Source organism: Variovorax sp. P5_A3 (assembly GCF_056400665.1).
In genome coordinates this window covers 638,283-654,310 of sequence record NZ_JBFUKW010000002.1, presented here as the reverse complement: position 1 = coordinate 654,310, position 16,028 = coordinate 638,283, and the positions used below count along the sequence as shown (strand labels likewise).

The 16,028-nt window shown below is 66.8% G+C and carries 12 protein-coding genes; 3 read left to right on the top strand and 9 right to left on the bottom strand.

Annotated features, from left to right (window positions below; translation table 11 throughout):
• Nucleotides 1-18: 18 nt before the first annotated feature.
• From AC1D3B_RS05180 to AC1D3B_RS05140, 9 genes are all read right to left on the bottom strand, one after another.
• Nucleotides 19-1,038, bottom strand: coding sequence for a YeiH family protein (locus AC1D3B_RS05180; RefSeq protein ID WP_478189584.1), 1,020 nt, complete (start codon nucleotides 1,036-1,038; stop codon nucleotides 19-21).
• Complete coding sequence (locus tag AC1D3B_RS05175; protein ID WP_478189583.1) at nucleotides 1,035-2,666, bottom strand: 3-(methylthio)propionyl-CoA ligase; 1,632 nt, start codon at nucleotides 2,664-2,666, stop codon at nucleotides 1,035-1,037. The genes AC1D3B_RS05180 and AC1D3B_RS05175 overlap by 4 nt, the downstream gene beginning before the upstream one ends.
• A gap of 40 nt (nucleotides 2,667-2,706) precedes the next feature.
• On the bottom strand, nucleotides 2,707-4,107 hold the full coding sequence (locus tag AC1D3B_RS05170) for an MFS transporter (protein WP_478189582.1): 1,401 nt from the start codon (nucleotides 4,105-4,107) through the stop codon (nucleotides 2,707-2,709).
• Nucleotides 4,107-5,078, bottom strand: a complete 972-nt coding sequence (locus tag AC1D3B_RS05165; protein WP_478189581.1) for a quinone oxidoreductase family protein — start codon at nucleotides 5,076-5,078, stop codon at nucleotides 4,107-4,109. The genes AC1D3B_RS05170 and AC1D3B_RS05165 overlap by 1 nt, the downstream gene beginning before the upstream one ends.
• Before the next feature lie 46 nt (nucleotides 5,079-5,124).
• The gene (locus tag AC1D3B_RS05160; protein ID WP_478189580.1) at nucleotides 5,125-5,709 is read right to left on the bottom strand and encodes an RBBP9/YdeN family alpha/beta hydrolase; all 585 of its coding nucleotides are present in this window, start codon (nucleotides 5,707-5,709) and stop codon (nucleotides 5,125-5,127) included.
• A 3-nt stretch (nucleotides 5,710-5,712) separates the two neighbouring features.
• Nucleotides 5,713-6,771, bottom strand: coding sequence for a beta-keto acid cleavage family enzyme (locus AC1D3B_RS05155; RefSeq protein WP_478189579.1), 1,059 nt, complete (start codon nucleotides 6,769-6,771; stop codon nucleotides 5,713-5,715).
• Nucleotides 6,772-6,823: 52 nt separating this feature from the next.
• A complete protein-coding gene (locus AC1D3B_RS05150) occupies nucleotides 6,824-7,672 on the bottom strand; it encodes a TauD/TfdA dioxygenase family protein (protein WP_478189635.1) in 849 nt (282 codons plus the stop codon).
• 257 nt (nucleotides 7,673-7,929) lie between these two features.
• Nucleotides 7,930-10,623, bottom strand: coding sequence for a LuxR C-terminal-related transcriptional regulator (locus AC1D3B_RS05145; RefSeq protein WP_478189578.1), 2,694 nt, complete (start codon nucleotides 10,621-10,623; stop codon nucleotides 7,930-7,932).
• 207 nt (nucleotides 10,624-10,830) lie between these two features.
• The gene (locus AC1D3B_RS05140; RefSeq protein ID WP_478189577.1) at nucleotides 10,831-11,145 is read right to left on the bottom strand and encodes a hypothetical protein; all 315 of its coding nucleotides are present in this window, start codon (nucleotides 11,143-11,145) and stop codon (nucleotides 10,831-10,833) included.
• A 556-nt stretch (nucleotides 11,146-11,701) separates the two neighbouring features.
• Between AC1D3B_RS05140 and AC1D3B_RS05135 the strand changes: the two genes are divergently transcribed.
• From AC1D3B_RS05135 to AC1D3B_RS05125, 3 genes are read left to right on the top strand one after another with little or no spacing between them, the layout of a single operon-like run.
• A complete protein-coding gene (locus AC1D3B_RS05135; protein ID WP_478189576.1) occupies nucleotides 11,702-13,468 on the top strand; it encodes a type I secretion system permease/ATPase in 1,767 nt (588 codons plus the stop codon).
• On the top strand, nucleotides 13,465-14,865 hold the full coding sequence (locus AC1D3B_RS05130; protein WP_478189575.1) for an HlyD family type I secretion periplasmic adaptor subunit: 1,401 nt from the start codon (nucleotides 13,465-13,467) through the stop codon (nucleotides 14,863-14,865). The genes AC1D3B_RS05135 and AC1D3B_RS05130 overlap by 4 nt, the downstream gene beginning before the upstream one ends.
• Complete coding sequence (locus tag AC1D3B_RS05125) at nucleotides 14,862-15,935, top strand: aspartyl protease family protein (RefSeq protein ID WP_478189574.1); 1,074 nt, start codon at nucleotides 14,862-14,864, stop codon at nucleotides 15,933-15,935. The genes AC1D3B_RS05130 and AC1D3B_RS05125 overlap by 4 nt, the downstream gene beginning before the upstream one ends.
• Nucleotides 15,936-16,028 lie beyond the last annotated feature (93 nt).

Below are 16,028 nucleotides of genomic sequence, written 5' to 3'. Positions count from 1 at the left end.
GAATCCGGGCCAGTGGGATCAAGCCGCCCAGCGCAACAGCACGAGCACCAGTATGGCGAGAAATACGGTCTCGCCAAGCATCAGTGCAACGGGCTTGAAGCCGACGGTGGCGAGGTCTTTCAATTGCGTCTTCATGCCGATCGCCGCGATGGCCGCCACCAGGCACCAGCGCGAGATGTCGCTGCCGAGGGTGTTCAGCGCTTCGGGCACCCAGCCGGTGCTGTTGATCGCGACCAGCGCCGCGAAGGCAACCGCGAACCAGGGCAGCAGCGGCGGACGGGGTCCGCCCGCGCCCTTGCCGCGTGCACGGGTGCACATCACCGCGAACACGATGACCGGCAGCAGCATCGCGACGCGCATGAGCTTGACGAGGGTGGCGATGTCGCCGGTCTCGCGCGACATGCTGTAGCCCGCGCCGACCACCTGGGCCACGTCGTGGATGGTGCCGCCGAGGAAGACACCGGCCGCGCGCGGGTCGAGCCCGAAGGCGTGCGCGAGCATCGGGTAGACGATCATCGCCATCGTGGACAGGGCCGAAATCCCGACCACCGTGAACAGCGTGGCCCGCTCCTTTTCCGGATGGGCCGGCAGGGCCGCGGCCAGGGCGAGCGCGGCCGAGGCGCCGCAGATCGCGGTGGCGCCGCCGGTGAGCAGGCCGAACAGACTCTGGAAGCCCAGCAGCTTCGCCGCAACCATCGACACGCCGATCACGACCACGACCGACACCACCACGAGCAGCACCGGATGCCAGCCGAGTGCGACGACCTGCCCCATGGTGATGCGCAGCCCGAGCAACGCGACGCCCCAGCGCAGAACCTGGCGCGCGGTGAAGTCGATGCCGGACTTGCACGCGCCGTCGCCCGACAGGAAGTTCATCGCCATGCCGAGGATCAGTGCGAACAGCATGACCGGCGCGCCGTAGTGCTGCGACAGGAAGGTCGCGGCGGCAGCCACCACGACGCTGGCCAGGACGCCCGGAAAGAGCGTGCGCCCGCGCGCGGGCCAGGCCGCGATGGACAGCGTGGGCAGCGTCATCATGGATGCGCCGCCAGCAGATGGTCCTGGAAGGCTTCGCGCAGCTTGTTCTTCTGCACCTTGCCGGTCGGCCCGAGCGGAATGCTGTCGACGAAGACCACGTCGTCCGGCGTCCACCACTTGGCGATGCGACCGTCGTAGAAGCGGATCAGCTCGTCGCGCGTGACGGTCTCGCCGGGCTTGGTCGTCACGACCAGCAGCGGGCGTTCGTCCCATTTCGGGTGCCGCGCCGCGATGCAGGCAGCCAGGGCCACGGCCGGATGGGCCATCGCGATGTTCTCCAGGTCGATGGAGCCGATCCACTCGCCGCCGGACTTGATGACGTCCTTGCTGCGGTCGGTGATCTGCATGAAGCCGTCGGCGTCGATGGTCGAGACGTCGCCGGTGGGGAACCAGCCCTTGACCAGCGGGCTACCGCCCTCCCCCTTGAAGTAGTTCGAGATGATCCAGGGGCCACGCACCATCAGCTCGCCCGCGGCAACGCCGTCGTGCGGCAGCGCGTTGCCATCCTCGCCGACGATCTTCATGTCGACGCCGAACACCGAACGCCCCTGCTTGGCCTGGATGGCCATGCGCGCCTCGGCGTGGAGTGCCCGATGCGCGGGCTTGAGCGTGCAGACCGTGCCCACCGGGCTCAACTCGGTCATGCCCCAGGCGTGCAGCACCTGCACGTCGTAGCGTTCCTGGAAGGCCTTCATCATCGCGGGCGGACAGGCGGAGCCACCGATGACGGTGCGGCGCATGGTGCTGAATTCGAGCGCGTTGCCTTCGACGTGCGCCAGCAGGCCCTGCCACACGGTGGGCACGCCCGCCGACATGGTGACCTTCTCGGCTTCGAACAGGTCGTGGAGCGACTTGCCGTCGAGCCACGGCCCGGGGAACACCAGCTTCGCGCCGACCATGCACGCGACATAAGGCAGGCCCCATGCGTTGACGTGGAACATCGGCACCACCGGCAGGATGACGTCGTTGGCGGAGCAATTGAGCGCATCCGGCAGCGCCGCCGCGTAGGTGTGCAGCACCGTCGAGCGATGGCTGTAGAGCGCGCCCTTCGGATGGCCGGTCGTGCCGGACGTGTAGCACAGCGACGATGCGAACTTCTCGTCGAAGGCGGGCCACGCGAAGTCGGGGGAATGGTCTTCGACGAGTTCCTCGTAGCACAGCAGCTTCGGCACCTTGGAAGACACCGGCATGTGCGCCCGGTCCGTCATCACGACGAAGGCCTTGATCGTCGACACGCGCGAAGCGATCGCCTCGACCAGCGGCAGGAAGGTCAGGTCGAAGAACAGGACCTGGTCTTCCGCATGGTCGGCAATCCACACGACCTGGTCGGGGTGCAGCCGGGGGTTGAGCGTGTGCAGCACCGCGCCCGAACCGGAAACCGCGTAGTACAGCTCCATGTGGCGGTAGCCGTTCCAGGCCAGCGTGGCGACGCGGTCGCCGTATTCGATGCCGCGCGCCGCCAGGGCGTTGGCCAGCCGGCGCGAGCGCTCGGCAAGGTCGCGGTAGGTGTAGCGGTGCACGTCGCCTTCGACGCGGCGCGACACGATCTCCTGCTCGCCGTGATGGCGTTCGCCGTGGGTGAGCAACGTCGAGATCAGCAGAGGCTGATCCATCATCAATCCGTTCATGGATCGGTCCTTCGGTTCGTTGGGTTGGGTGCGGCTCGCTTCAGGCCAATGCCTGGCGCGGCTGCGATGCAGGTTGCGATGCGGGTTGCGTTTCGGCCTGCGATTCGGGTGGTGCTGCTTGCGCCTCTTCGTCGGCGGCGGCCTCACCCGCACGCCGAAGGTCCGACTCGTAGGTGCGCGCTGCGATGACCAGGGCCGCGGCTGCCAGCAGGCTGAAGGCAGGCACGGTCATCAGCGCCCGCTCGAGCGACCAGGCGTCCGACAGGAAGCCGGCGATCAGCGGTCCCAGGGCGAGCCCGAACAGGTTCTGGAACAGTGACAACACCGATGCGCCGGTGGCGCGAATGCCGGGGTGGATGACTTCGATCACCGCAGCCGCCACGGGGCCGACAGTGCAGGTCATCAGGAAACCGCCGAAGGCGAGCAAGGCGAACTGCGTGGGAGCCGTGATTGCGAAGCCCAGGCTCGACCCGCCGAAGGCCGACATCAGCACGACCATGGAGGCAATGCACAGCGAGGCGGTCGCATACAACTTGACCTTCGGACGACGACGGCCGGCGTAGTCGACGACCGCGCCCCAGACGACGCTGCCCAAGGCACCGCAGAGAACGACGAGCGAAGCGCGGATCGCCGCCTGCTCCGGCGCCATGCCGTGCACACGGTTGAGAAAACTCGGCAGCCAGGACCAGATCGCCGACACCGCGATCAGTTGCGCCGGCGCAGCGATGCACAGCCACAGCATGGTGCGCGAGCGAACCAGTGCCTGCAGGATGGCGCTACCGGTGTTGCGCGCCGAACTGGTCGCACGATCGAGCCGCGGGGTGAGCTTGACGGTCGGGTAGTCGCGCACCTTCAGGTACAGGAGCGCCAGGATCAGACCTGGGACTCCGACTGCGCCGAACGCCGCCTGCCAGCCGAAGCGGGCTGCGATCACGCCGCCGAGCATCACGCCCAGCACCGAGCCGACCGAAGCGGTGGCGAAGAAGCCAGCGAGCACCGCTCCGCGAAGCCGCGAAGGAAAGTGGCTGGCAATCAGCGCGGCACCGACGGAGCCGTAGCCCGCTTCGCCGAGGCCGACCAGCGAGCGCGCCGCGAGCAGGCTCCCGTAGCCGCGGCTGAACATGCAGGAGATCGACGCCAGGCTCCAGACGGTGGCCATCACCACCACGCTCTTGACGCGGCTGCCGCGGTCGGCGAGCAGCGCCACCGGGATGCCGGCCAGCGCGACCGTTACCGACACCGCCGAGACCAGCCCGCCGAGTTGCTTGTCCGACAGGCCCCACTCGTTCTTCAGGTAGGGAAAGAGCGACACGATGACCTGGCGGTCGATGTAGTCGAACATCATCAGTCCGACCGTCATGGCGAAGGCGAACCAGGCCTGGCCACGGCTGAACAGATAGCCGTCCTGCCGGCCTGGCGTCGCGGTGGATACGGGCGTCATCACGGCACCAGCACGGTCGCACCGACCGTCTTGCGCGACTCGAGCGCGCGATGCGCATCGGCCGCATCGGCCAGCGCGAAGACCTGCTTCGGCTCGCTCACGATGTGGCCTGCGCGAACGTGGCCGAAGAGTTCGTCCGCCATCTCGAGCATGTGCGAGCGCGGCATGATGTAGTGCATCATCGCCGGCCGCGTCATCCACAGCGAGCCCTTGGTGGCGAGCGTCATGGAGTCGACCACGACCGGCCCGGAGGTGGTGCCGTTGCTGACCAGCACGCCGCGCGGGCGCAGGCTGTCGAGCGAGGCTTCCAGGGTGTCCTTGCCCACCGAGTCGTAGACCACAGGCACGCCCTTGCCGTCGGTGATCTCGCGCACGCGCTCGGCGATGTTCTCGCGCGAGGTCACGATGGTGTGGGCACAACCGTTCGCCTTGGCGATCTCGGCCTTCTCGTCGGAGCTGACGGTACCGATCATGGTCACGCCCATCGCCTTTGCCCACTGGCAGGCGATCAGGCCCACGCCACCGGCGGCTGCGTGGTACAGGATGGTCTCGCCGCCGTGCAGCGGGAAGACCTGGCGGAACAGGTACTGCACCGTCATGCCCTTCATCATCAGCGTCGACGCGGTGCGATCCGAGACGCCTTCAGGCAGCGGAATCAGCACATCGGCCGGCATGACGCGAACCTGCGAGTACGCGCCTTGCGGCCCGACCAGGTAGCCGACGCGGTCGCCGACACGGATGTCGGTGACGCCCGGGCCGACCGCCTCGACGATGCCCACCGCATCGGAGCCCAGCCCGTTGGGCTTGGGCAACGGGTAGCGGCCGGTGCGGAAGTAGATGTCGATGAAATTGACGGCCACGAAGGTGTGGCGCACGCGCGCCTGGCCGGGACCCGGCTCGCCGACGTCGACGTTTTCCAGCTTGAGCACGTCCGGACCACCGGTCTCGTGCAGGCGAATGACTTGTGCCATGTCTTGTCTCCTTTTGATACTTGAAATTGGGTCGCGAATGCGCAGGTCAGTGCACGGCGCCCAGGGCCGTCACTTCGGCGATGAGCTGCTCGGCGCGCGGCCAGGTGCCGAAGCCCGACGCCGGGTTCAGGTGACCGACATCGCCCAGGTCGACCAGGCGGCTTCCCCAACTGCCCGCCAGGTCCGCGACACGCACGTACTCCCCCAGTGGGTCGTTGCGGCTGGCGGCAACGATGCTGGCAAAGGGCAGGCGCTGGCGCGGCACGGGCAGCCAGCCCTCGGCGGCCAGTTGCTCCATGGTCGGGTAGCCGGCGGGCATGGGCCGCTCGAAATCGGGCGGCGTGGCCAGCACAGCGCCGAGCACCGGCCGGCGCGTACGAAGAGCCCAGTGCGCCAGCATGACGACACCGCCGCTGTGCGCGACGATCACCAGGGGGCCTTCGACGGCCTGCGCCTCGCGTTCGATCGCCTCGATGCGCGCCCTGCAGTACAGATCTTCGCGGCCCATCGGCGGCACCGTGCGCACACGCGGCAGTCGCGCCGCGAGCAGCGTCTGCCAGTGCGCGTCCACGTGGTCGCGCAGTCCGGGCACGATCAGCACGGTGGGCGGCATTCCGCCGAACGGGGCCATGGCTCAGGCCGCCTTGCGCAGGAAGCCCTGGTGGGCGCCCTTGCGGTTGGGTGCGAAGCCGTTGGCCAGCAGCGACTCCTCCACCGTGTCGTAGAAGACGCCGATCTTGCAGATCTCGCGGGCTTCCTGGGCCGTCGCGATCGGACGGCCGAATTCACGCGAGATGCGCACCAGCTGCTCGATCTGCTCGACCGTGCTCGCCTTCTTCGTGCGCGACTGGTTCCAGAGGTTGTCCTCGGTGCCGCAGCGCACGTGCAGGCCCATGGCGATGCCCATCATGTTGACCGGCAGTACGTTGCGCATCGAGCTTTCGACCGTGAGGATCGCGCCGTCCGGCGTGGCGCGCACGAAGTTGGCCAGGTTGTAGATGTTCGGCGCGTCCATGCCGCCGCTGATGGCCACCCAGTTCATGACCAGCGGGCCCTTGTAGACACCGCGACGCATCAGGCGCTCGACCGACTCGAAGCTGTTGATGTTGTAGCACTGGAAGGCGCTCTGGATGCGCGCGTCGTTCAGGCGACGGATGTGCTCCTCGGCCCAGCCCGGCTGGGCCGGCACCGTCATCTCCTTGTAGGCATTGAAGACCGCCGGGTCTTCCATCGATGTGCCCTTGTAGTCCTCGTACTCCCAGTGCTCGACCACGTTCATCTGCGACGTGTTGATGGTCACCGTGACCTGGTCGGGCTTGGGGTCGAGCTCGGCCAGCATGTGGCGCGTGTCGTCGCTCAGCCACTTGGCAGCGGCGCCTTCGTTCTCAGGCGCGAAGCTGATCGAGCCGCCCACCTGGATGATCATCTCGGGCACCGCGTTGCGCACGCCGGCGATCAGTTCGTTGAACTTCGACAGGCGCTTGCTGCCCTTGCCGTCGAGTTCGCGCACGTGCAGGTGCAGCACGGTGGCGCCGGCGTTGTAGCAATCCACCGCCTTCTGGATCTGCTGCTCCATCGTGACGGCGATGTCCTCCGGAAAGTCGGAGGGCACCCATGACGGCGCATAGGGTGCGGCGGTGATGATCAGGGGTTGCTGGTTTTCAGGGTAGAGGGAGCCGTCGAGAAAGTTCATGGTGAAGACCTCGTGGGGAAATGAAGGGCGACAGGAAAAGGAAGAAGGCCGCTCAGAAGGTCGCTTCACCGACGATGCCGGCGCGCTCCATCTTGCGGTGGCAGGGGGGGTAGTCCATCACCGCGTAGTGCTGGGTGCTGCGGTTGTCCCAGATGGCCACGCTGTTGGGCTTCCAGCGGAAGCGCACCTGGTACTCGGGGATGGCGGCCTGGCTGATCAGGTACTGCAGCAGCTGGCTGGCGCCTGGCGCGTAGTCCTGGCCGTAGCGCACGTTTTCGGCATTGTGAAAATTGGTGAAGTGCGTCGTGTACGCATTGACGAACAGGATCTTCTCGCCTGTCTCCGGATGCGTGCGCACCACCGGGTGCTCTGCATCCGGGAACTGCGCATGCAGCGCGAGGCGCTTCTCCGTCGGCATCGCGGCGCCGAAGCTTGCCTCGATGCTGTGGCGGGCGCGCAGGGGCGCAATCCGGTCCTTGACCTGCTGCGGCAGGCGTTCGTAGGCGAGCGCCATGTTGGCCCACGTGGTGTCGCCCCCCACAGGCGGGCATTCCACGCAGCGCAGGACGGCGCCGAACGGCGGCTTCTCGCGCCAGGTGGCGTCGCAGTGCCAGGCGTTCTCGTAGCGGTCGACCGGCTTTTCGGGCGACTTGTAGATACGAACCAGGCCGGGATGGTCCGGGTCGCTGCCGACCACCGGATGGTCTTCCAGCTCGCCGAAATGGCGCGCGAAGGCGACATGCTCTGCCCGCGTGAAGTCCTGGTCGCGGAAGAAGATCACCTTGTGCTTGAGCAGCAAGGCGCGGATCTCGGCGATGAGGCCGGCATCGCGCGATGCGACGCCCAGATCGACGTTGTGCAGTTCCGCGCCGATCGAGCAGGTCAACTGCTCGACCTTGATGGATGTCTTCAGCGCGGCGGCCGAAACGACGGCGGGAGCGGCCGGCGTCGGGCTCGAAAGGGTTTCTGGGTTCATGGCCTGTTTGTCTCCGTGGTGAGTCCCGGTCGTGGGCCGGGCTCTTTGGGGGGAGCGGGCCCTGGTTGGGGACTCCGCAGGCCTTGAGAATAGGAAAAAGGCCCCTCCGCCGCCCCCTCCTTGCAGGAGGGGCACCCCCTGTTTTCAGGGGTCGGAGGACGCAGGCGCGCCGTGGGCGCGGGTCAGTCCCCGGGCTTGATCAGCCCGAGGATGCGGGCGCGCTGGACGGCCTGCTTGCGGGTGCCGGCGTCGAGCTTGGCGAAGAGATTCTTCACGTGCCACTTGACGGTGGTCTCGCCCACCTGCATGGCGCGCCCGATTTCCTTGTTGGACAGGTTGCGTGCCAGCAATTCCATCACTTCGCGCTCCTTGGGCGTCAGCACCATGCCGTAGGCCGTGGTGGGCCGCGCAACCTCAGGCTGATCCATCCCCTTCGCGGCGGGTGCGGACAGTCCGGGGGCGGGCGCGAGCCTTGGGCGCTGCGGCCCGTCGGCAGCGACACGACGCACCCAGTTCCCGAGATCGGGGTGGGCGTCGGCGAATACCCGCCGGAGCCCGTAGGCGTCCGCCAGGTCCACGGCTTCGGTCAACCGGGTCTGCGATACCTCCCCGCACTGGTCGAGGGCGAATGCATGCAGCCCGAGCAGCTCGATGCGCAGGCGGCCCTGCTTGAGCACCCGTGCGATTTCATCGGCGCGCGCCAGCGGCTCCAGTGCGCGGCGCCAATCCTTCGCCGCAATGGCCGCATAGCCCTGCGCGACTTCACGCAGGACGTCCACGGAGCGCCGCCAGAGGCTGCCCTGCGGCGATGCCTGCTCGCGCAGGATCGCATCGATCCGCTCGCAGAGTTCGCGGCAGCTCTGCGCACGGTAGCGGCCGGCATGCATGCGCACCTGTTCGACCAGGCTGGCGATGCACAGGCGCGGCAGCCGTCGCGCCGCGCCGGCGGCATCGAGGGCTTCGAGCAGTTCGAGCGCGCGGTGTTCGGCGCCCTCGGCCGCTGCGATGCGCGCCAGGGTCCGGTAGGCCAGGAGCAGGGATTCGGGCAGTCCGCTGCGTTCCAGGATGTCGAGGCGGTCGGCCAGCACGGTGGCCGCGTCGTGCGGACGATCGGACTCCCAGGCTGCGGCAGCCAGCAACGCCGCCAGCGAGCAGCTGAACCGGTTTCGCCGACCCAGTTCGGCGTCTGCGCTCGCTACCGCAGGCCGCAGGAGGTTGTCGGCGAGCTGCACCTGGCCCTCCCAGATGAAGCTGAGGCCGATGATGAATTCACCCCAGCGCTGGGTGTAGCCCACGCCGCGGCCGAAATCGCCGCGCGGCGCCTGTTGCTCGCGCAAGCGCGCCAGCGCCGGCTCGCCGTCGAGCAGCGCCCGGTAGGCCCTGCGGTTGGCGTGCACCTGCAGCAGCATGGGATCGTGCAGCGGCACGGCATCCGCCCAGGGGTCGTGCAGTGCAGCAAAGCGGTCAGGATCGTCCGCGAACACCGCCGCGCCGGCGAGGATCAGCTCGCATTCGCAGCGCAGGCCCTCGTCCACCCCGGGCTGGGCCAGAATGCGCGCCACCATTCGCTCGGCCTCTTCGTGCCGCTCGCTGACGCCCAGCGTCCACGCGGCGGCGAGCAGGAGGCGTGGGCGGCGGTCCAGTTCGGCGGCGGGCAATTCCGCGAGCCATTCGAGAACCGCGCCTTGCCGGCCGTGCCGCATGATGGATTCGTACAGGCTGCGTTCGGCCAGTTCGTAGGCCGTCTGGTGCTCGCCCGCAGCCAATGCATGCCGGGCGGCATCTTCGAGCAATCCGTGCTCGGCAAGCCATGCCGCCGCGCGCGCATGCGCCTGCGATTGCTGCGTCGCAGCAAGGGCTGAAAAGAGCTTTCGCAGCACGTCGCGCGCAAGGGTGTGCATGCGCAGCCAGTCGCCGCGTTCGGACGCCGCGAAGACCGGTGTCTCGCGGCTCAGGCGCGCCAGCCGTTCGATCGCGTCCGGGTATTCGGTGACCGCGCTGCACAAGGCGGGATGCAAGTGATCGAGGATGGCGATGCGGACGAGGAACTCGCTGTCGCCGGGGTCCAGATGGGCCAGCAGCAACCTGACCAGATGGTCATGCAACTCGGCGCCGAGCACATCCAGTCCCGCGACATCCGCGCGCGCATCGACACCGCGCGCCATCAGCGTGAGCGCCAGTTGAAGGCCCAGCGGCCACCCTTCCGTCACCTCGTGCAGGCGTGCGGCGGTGTCGTTGTCGACACGCGCGCCCAGGCGGCTGCGCACGAGCTGCATGGTCTCGTCGAGGCGGAACCGCAGCGAGCCCGGCCCGATCACGACGCACTGGCCGTAGGCCACGAGATCGTCGATGTCCAGGTGCACGTCGGGCCGCGCCGCCACGATCACGCGCAGGTTCGGAGGCGCATTGCGCAGCAGGTAGGCGAGCGCCTCCCGCGATGCTGTCGGCAGGCGTTCGGCCTCGTCGACGATCAGGACCACATCCAGCGCCGACTGCGCCAGTTCCGCCAGCCAGACCGTGATGCCTTCGAGACCGCCGGGACCGACGGCTTCGAGCAGCGTATGGCCAAAGGTCGATCGACCGGCACCGCGCCGGACCGCCAGCGCGAGACTCTGGGCCAGTCGCTGAGGGTCGTCCTGCGGCTGCGCCGACAGCCATGCGACGACGGCGCCATGGGAGAGGTGGTCGAGCCGCCACTGGGCCAGCAGGGATGTTTTTCCGAAGCCCGCCGGCGCCTGCACGAGGATGGCGGGAAGGTCGCGGATCGCCGTCTCCGTCGACAACAATCGCGCACGCGAAACGAGGTCACGCGGGACCCGTGGGGGCGAGACCTTGAGCAACAGGTCATCGTCGACTTCGCCGGAACCACGCGCCACGAGAATTTCCTCTTGAAGCACGCATGTGAATGTCGTCTGTCAGGTTGCTGTCATGCGGCTCTCGGAATTCTAGCTTTGCCCCGCGGGGACCGTCTCGAAGAGGAAAGGCTGAGGGGTGACGCATACATTCGCATGACCCATAGCGGAAGTTCGGGGGACGATCGCCCCGAAAAAAAAGCGGGCCTCTCGGGTCCGCTTTTCTATGCTTTAGAGCATGGCGGTCTCGAAGACCGGAGGAGTGTCGACGATCGGAGGCATGTCGTAGTCGACGACGGGTGGCATGTCGGGGTTGAAGATGGGAGGCATGTCGTAGTCGACGACGGGCGGCATGTCGGGGTTGAAGATGGGAGGCATGTCGTAGTCGACGACGGGCGGCATGTCGGGGTTGAAGATGGGCGGCATGTCGTAGTCGACGATGGGCGGCATGTCGGGGTTGAAGATGGGCGGCATGTCGTAGTCGACGATGGGAGGCATGTCGGGGTTGAAGATGGGCGGCATGTCGTAGTCGACGATGGGAGGCATGTCCGGATCGGCGATGGGAGGACCCTCCGCTGCCATGAATTGAATAAACGCGGTGTAGTCATTCTTCTGCACTATCTAACTCCCTTGAGGTTGGTGATTCTCGCCCTGAATCGAGGGCAACCGAATCCTACCTTCGCGTGAAGATCACGTCGGTGCCGATCATCATTCGTGGTCAATTTTCGGATAGTTCCTATTCGAACAAGCCGCGCTGCACAGAGTGAGCGAGACCTCCAAAGAAGCGCAAATTGATGCAGTGACTACTCATCACACGCGCAACACAAGGACCCGCGTCCCGCAGCACGAGATATTCCAAAGTCGCAATCACAGCGGCTTTCTGCACTGAGTGCCAGCTTCATCTCGAATCGGACTAATCCGATCGACTGCGACGTCGCTCGCAGCCTAGGCTCGGCCTCGCTCAATTGAGCGCCTCTCGTCTGCCCTACACGGAGAGATGACCGCACCAACTAAAACATGAACTGAGGAGGACCTGCCATTGGTCGCTGCATTCAACGCGCCCTCGCGCAACGCCGTTTCACTCGACCAAGCATCGCATCGAATGGCGAGCAGCAGTTCTTCGCATGCCGAGCGCATCCTCGCCTGGCCGCCCTCGTCGGAGTGCGCCGGTGCTTTCCTGGCCGGCTCGATCGTTCACCTGCTGCTGCTGATCCCCACGCTCATCACGCTTCAGATCTACGACCGCGTTCTTTCCAGCCGGAGCACGGCGACGCTCGTCATGCTGCTCGCCGCGGCAGCCCTTTCCCTTGCGTCATGGTGGGCGGTCGATACCGCTCGCGTGCGCTGGCACGCCGCGCGCGCGGTGGGACTGGAGGCTCAACTGATGCACGCGCTCATTCCGCTCACGCTTCGTGTCCCATCTCTCCAGGCTCCTTCGATGACACAGCAACTCTTTCGGGACATCGCTACCCTGCGAACTTTCGTCGGCGGACCCGCCTTGCTCGCGTTGATCGACCTGCCGTGGAGCGCGATCTATCTGTTGGTCCTGGCGGGATTTCACCCGCTGCTCGGCGCGGTTGCTCTCGCCGGCATGTTGATCCTGATCGGGCTCGCGTGGCTCACCGAACGGCGCTTGCGAGGCGCGGTGGGCGCGGCCGAGCACGCCCACATGCGGGCACACCACAGAGGCGGCGAGGTTGCCGCCTTCACCGATGTCCTGCAGGCGCATGGCCAGCAGCAGCAAGTCGGCAACGCGCTCATCGCGATCCGGGACGAGGCTTCGATGGCGCGAATGGCGGCGGATCTTCCTGGGCAGGGCCTGAAGGGCCTCGGCAAGCTCGCGCGGCAGGTCTTGCAGATTGCCATGCTCGCCACGGGCGCGTGGCTGGTGTTGCAGGGACAAGCCACAGGCGGCGTGATGATCGCGGGCAGCATCCTGCTCGGCAAGGCACTCGCGCCGCTGGAGATGTTGATCGGCGGATGGAAGCAGCAGTTGGAGGCACGCGAGGCGCTCGCCCGCCTGCGGCACGCCCTCGCCTCTGAATCCCACGCCGCGAGCCGGTTGCCCGAGACGACGCTGCCGCCGACCAAAGGCGAACTGAACGTGAGTCAACTGGGCGTTCGCCTATCGCCGACCGCGCCTGCGATCCTCCACAACGTCAGCTTCGACCTGCCCGCAGGGGGCATGCTGGCGGTGCTGGGCTCCAGCGGCTGTGGCAAGAGCACCCTCGCGCGCGTGCTGGCGGGCATCCAGGCCCCAACCCAAGGCGAGGTTGCGCTCGACCGCGCCGCGCTGCATCAGTACGGCGCGCAAGCCAGGGGGCGGAGCATGGGCTTCCTCCCGCAGGATGTCCTGCTGCACACCGGCACCGTGGCCCACAACATTGCGCGTCTGTGGAGGCCGACCGATAAGCTGACGCAAGAACAGAGCGACGCCGTGGTGCTCGCGGCGCAACGGGCGGGCACGCATGAACTGATCACGGCGCTGCCGAAGGGGTATGACACCGTGATCGGCCAGGAGCCTGGCGCGCACGTGCTCTCCGGAGGGCAACGCCAGCGCATCGCCCTGGCGCGGGCGATCTACGCGACGCCGGGCGCGGGCGAGCCCAGCCTCGTGGTGCTGGATGAGCCCAACAGCCAGCTCGACGCCGAAGGCGAAGCCGCGTTGGAGCGCTGCCTGCATGGCCTGCGCGAACGCAAGCGCACCGTCGTCGTCATCACGCACCGTCCACACCTCGTCGGCCTCGCAAGCCATGTGCTGGTGCTTGCACAAGGAGGCATCGAACAGTTCGGACCGCGCGAGCACGTTCGTCAATGGATGGTGAAGCGCAATCAAGCCCTGATCGCAAACCGGGAGGCGCGCGCATGAACGCGACCGACCAGCCCGCCGCCAACGATCCCACGGCAGTCCCTCTGCCCGCATGGCAGCAGGAGATGCGCCGTGCGCTGCGCGCAGGCATCTGCGGCACCGTGCTCGGTGTCGTGGCCCTCAGTGCTTGGGCCGCGCTCGCCCCGCTGGCGGCCGCTGTCATTGCCGAGGGCACCGTGAAGTCGGCGGGCAACCGCAAGACCGTGCAGCACGCCGAGGGCGGGATCGTCGCGATCATCCACGTGAAGGACGGCGACCGGGTGACGCGGGGCCAACCTCTCATCACGCTGGCCGACGCGCGCGTGGCCGCTGGCGCGCAGTCCCTGCGCGAACAGTGGATCGTCAACAGCCTGAAGGCCCAACGTCTCAGTGCCGAGACGCGTGGCTTGCCTTTCTCGCCGGGCCTTCAGGCCCTGAAACAGCAGGACGCGCCAGAGAGCGACAGCGCGACGGGTGATCAGGCACAGGTCGCGCTGCTGGCCCAGCGCGAATCCGAGCTCTTTACTGCACGTGCCCGCCAGCAAGCCGAGCAGGCCAGATGGCTCAGTGAACAGCTTGCGCAGATACAGAGCGAGATCCGGACTCAGCGTGAACTGATCGCCACCACCGAATCGGCCCTCCGACTCGCGCAGCAAGACCTCGCGATGAACGAGAAGCTGAGGGCCGATGGCTTCATCAGTCCGGCGCGGCTGGCCGAGCTGCAAAGGATCGTGGCCGACTACCGCGCTCGCGTGCAGGCGGGGCAGAGCCAGATGTCGCAGGCGCGGCAGAAAGAGGCGGATACGCGCCTGAAGCTATCGGCGCAGCGCACCGAGTTCGCGCGTGCGGCGGCCGACGAGTTGAAGGAGATCACGGCACAGCTCGCGCAGACCGAGCAGGCGCTGCGTCCCGCACTCGATGCGCAGACGCGGCAGCAGCTGCTGGCCCCTGTGGACGGTGAAGTCGTGGGCCTGAAGGTGCACACCGTAGGCGCGGCCATCGGCCCGCGCGAGCCGCTGCTGGACATCGTGCCCGCGAACTCCGAACTGGTGATCGAGGCTCGCATCCTGCCGAGTGACATCCGGGACGCGCAGAAGGCCATGGCGCACGGAGCGCTGGCCCACGTGATGCTGCCTGCCTACCGCACACGCGCAACGCCCCAGGTGGATGGGCGCGTGACCTATATAGGGGCGGACCGCCAGACGGATCCCCAGGCCCCCAATGCGCCGTACTACGTCGCGCACATCAACGTGAGCCCTGCAGCACTGGACACCGCCAGCGGGCTCGCAGGTCAGGCGCTGGTGCTGTCGCCGGGCATGCAGGCCGAAGTCTTCATCCCGACCACCGAGCGCAGCGCGTGGCGCTACCTGTTCGATCCGATCCTCGATGGCATCAGGCACAGCTTGCGCGAACGATGAACCGGGCCGCCGCTCGACAAGCACATCTCTATGGAATATCGATGACCCGGTACCCTCCTTCCACGAACAACCTCCTGAGCTTGCGATCACCGATTGCTCGTCGCGGCAAGCTCCTCCTCGCGAGTTGGCTTGCCTTGCAGGCGATCAGCACAGCCTCGGCCGCCTGCCGCGTCGAGCAGGTCGGGACGGCGGAACTGACGAAGGAACGCGGCCAGTTCGAGTTGCCCGTCGTCATCAACGGGGCGCCGGCGATTTCATTCGTCGTCGATACCGGTGCAGAGAAAAGCGCGATTGATGTGAGTCTGGCCAAACAACTGGCACTGCCTGCGAACGGCCGCCGCCGAAGGCTGACTGGCTCGGATGGCGTGAAGGGACGTCTCCACGCCGATGTCATGGCGAGTCACTTGTCGCTGGCAGGTGTCGCGCGCGTCGAGTTTCCGCTGGCCGTAGCGGATCTGCTGATTCCAGACAAGCCTTCTGTTCGGGGCGTGATAGGAGCGGACCTGCTGGCCAACTACGACGTCGAATTCGACTTTCCGGGAAAGCGCCTGAACCTGTACCAGGTGCGGAACTGCGGTCGTGGCAGTCCAGAGTTCAAGCCATCATGGACACAACCGTACGAAGCAGTGCCCTTGAAGGCCGGCTCCAGGAATCTGCTTTCGCTGCCTGTCTCGATCAATGGCAAGGTGCTGGAACTGCTCTTCGACACAGGCGCCGTGCGAACCAAGCTCACATTGGACGTCGCAGCCAGCTTGGGGGTAGACCTCGACCGGATGAAGGCCGAGGCGCCACGTTCGGCCAGCTACGGCATCAGTGGCGTTGAGAAGGCGAGCTACTCCCAGCACTTTGACAAGATCGAGATTGGAAAGGCGGCCTACCGCAATGTCGAACTCAAGGTGTCCGATATCGTCGTCAAGCCATACGCCGGACTGCTCGGGCAGGACTTTCTGAGGACTCGAAAAGTCTGGGTCTCTTACGCGACGCGGCAACTGCTTGTGGAGCGGGAGCGGGCGGCAAAGCCTCGACTCCAATCGCGCCCCAAACGAAAAGTGGGTCTGCTCCCCCGATGAGATGCGCACGCGCCGTGAATGTTTTGCCATGAAGTTTCAATCACCACCGAAAGGAGCTACTAAGAATGAAGCGATGTAGAAGCAGGCTTTTCC

Bases quoted from the DNA above. Each gene is read 5' to 3' on its own strand.
- AC1D3B_RS05180 (WP_478189584.1), bottom strand. From the start codon at position 1,038: ATGATGACGCTGCCCACGCTGTCCATCGCGGCCTGGCCCGCGCGCGGG.
- AC1D3B_RS05175 (WP_478189583.1), bottom strand. From the start codon at position 2,666: ATGAACGGATTGATGATGGATCAGCCTCTGCTGATCTCGACGTTGCTC.
- AC1D3B_RS05170 (WP_478189582.1), bottom strand. From the start codon at position 4,107: ATGACGCCCGTATCCACCGCGACGCCAGGCCGGCAGGACGGCTATCTG.
- AC1D3B_RS05165 (WP_478189581.1), bottom strand. From the start codon at position 5,078: ATGGCACAAGTCATTCGCCTGCACGAGACCGGTGGTCCGGACGTGCTC.
- AC1D3B_RS05160 (WP_478189580.1), bottom strand. From the start codon at position 5,709: ATGGCCCCGTTCGGCGGAATGCCGCCCACCGTGCTGATCGTGCCCGGA.
- AC1D3B_RS05155 (WP_478189579.1), bottom strand. From the start codon at position 6,771: ATGAACTTTCTCGACGGCTCCCTCTACCCTGAAAACCAGCAACCCCTG.
- AC1D3B_RS05140 (WP_478189577.1), bottom strand. From the start codon at position 11,145: ATGCCTCCCATCGTCGACTACGACATGCCGCCCATCTTCAACCCCGAC.
- AC1D3B_RS05135 (WP_478189576.1), top strand. From the start codon at position 11,702: ATGGCGAGCAGCAGTTCTTCGCATGCCGAGCGCATCCTCGCCTGGCCG.
- AC1D3B_RS05130 (WP_478189575.1), top strand. From the start codon at position 13,465: ATGAACGCGACCGACCAGCCCGCCGCCAACGATCCCACGGCAGTCCCT.
- AC1D3B_RS05125 (WP_478189574.1), top strand. From the start codon at position 14,862: ATGAACCGGGCCGCCGCTCGACAAGCACATCTCTATGGAATATCGATG.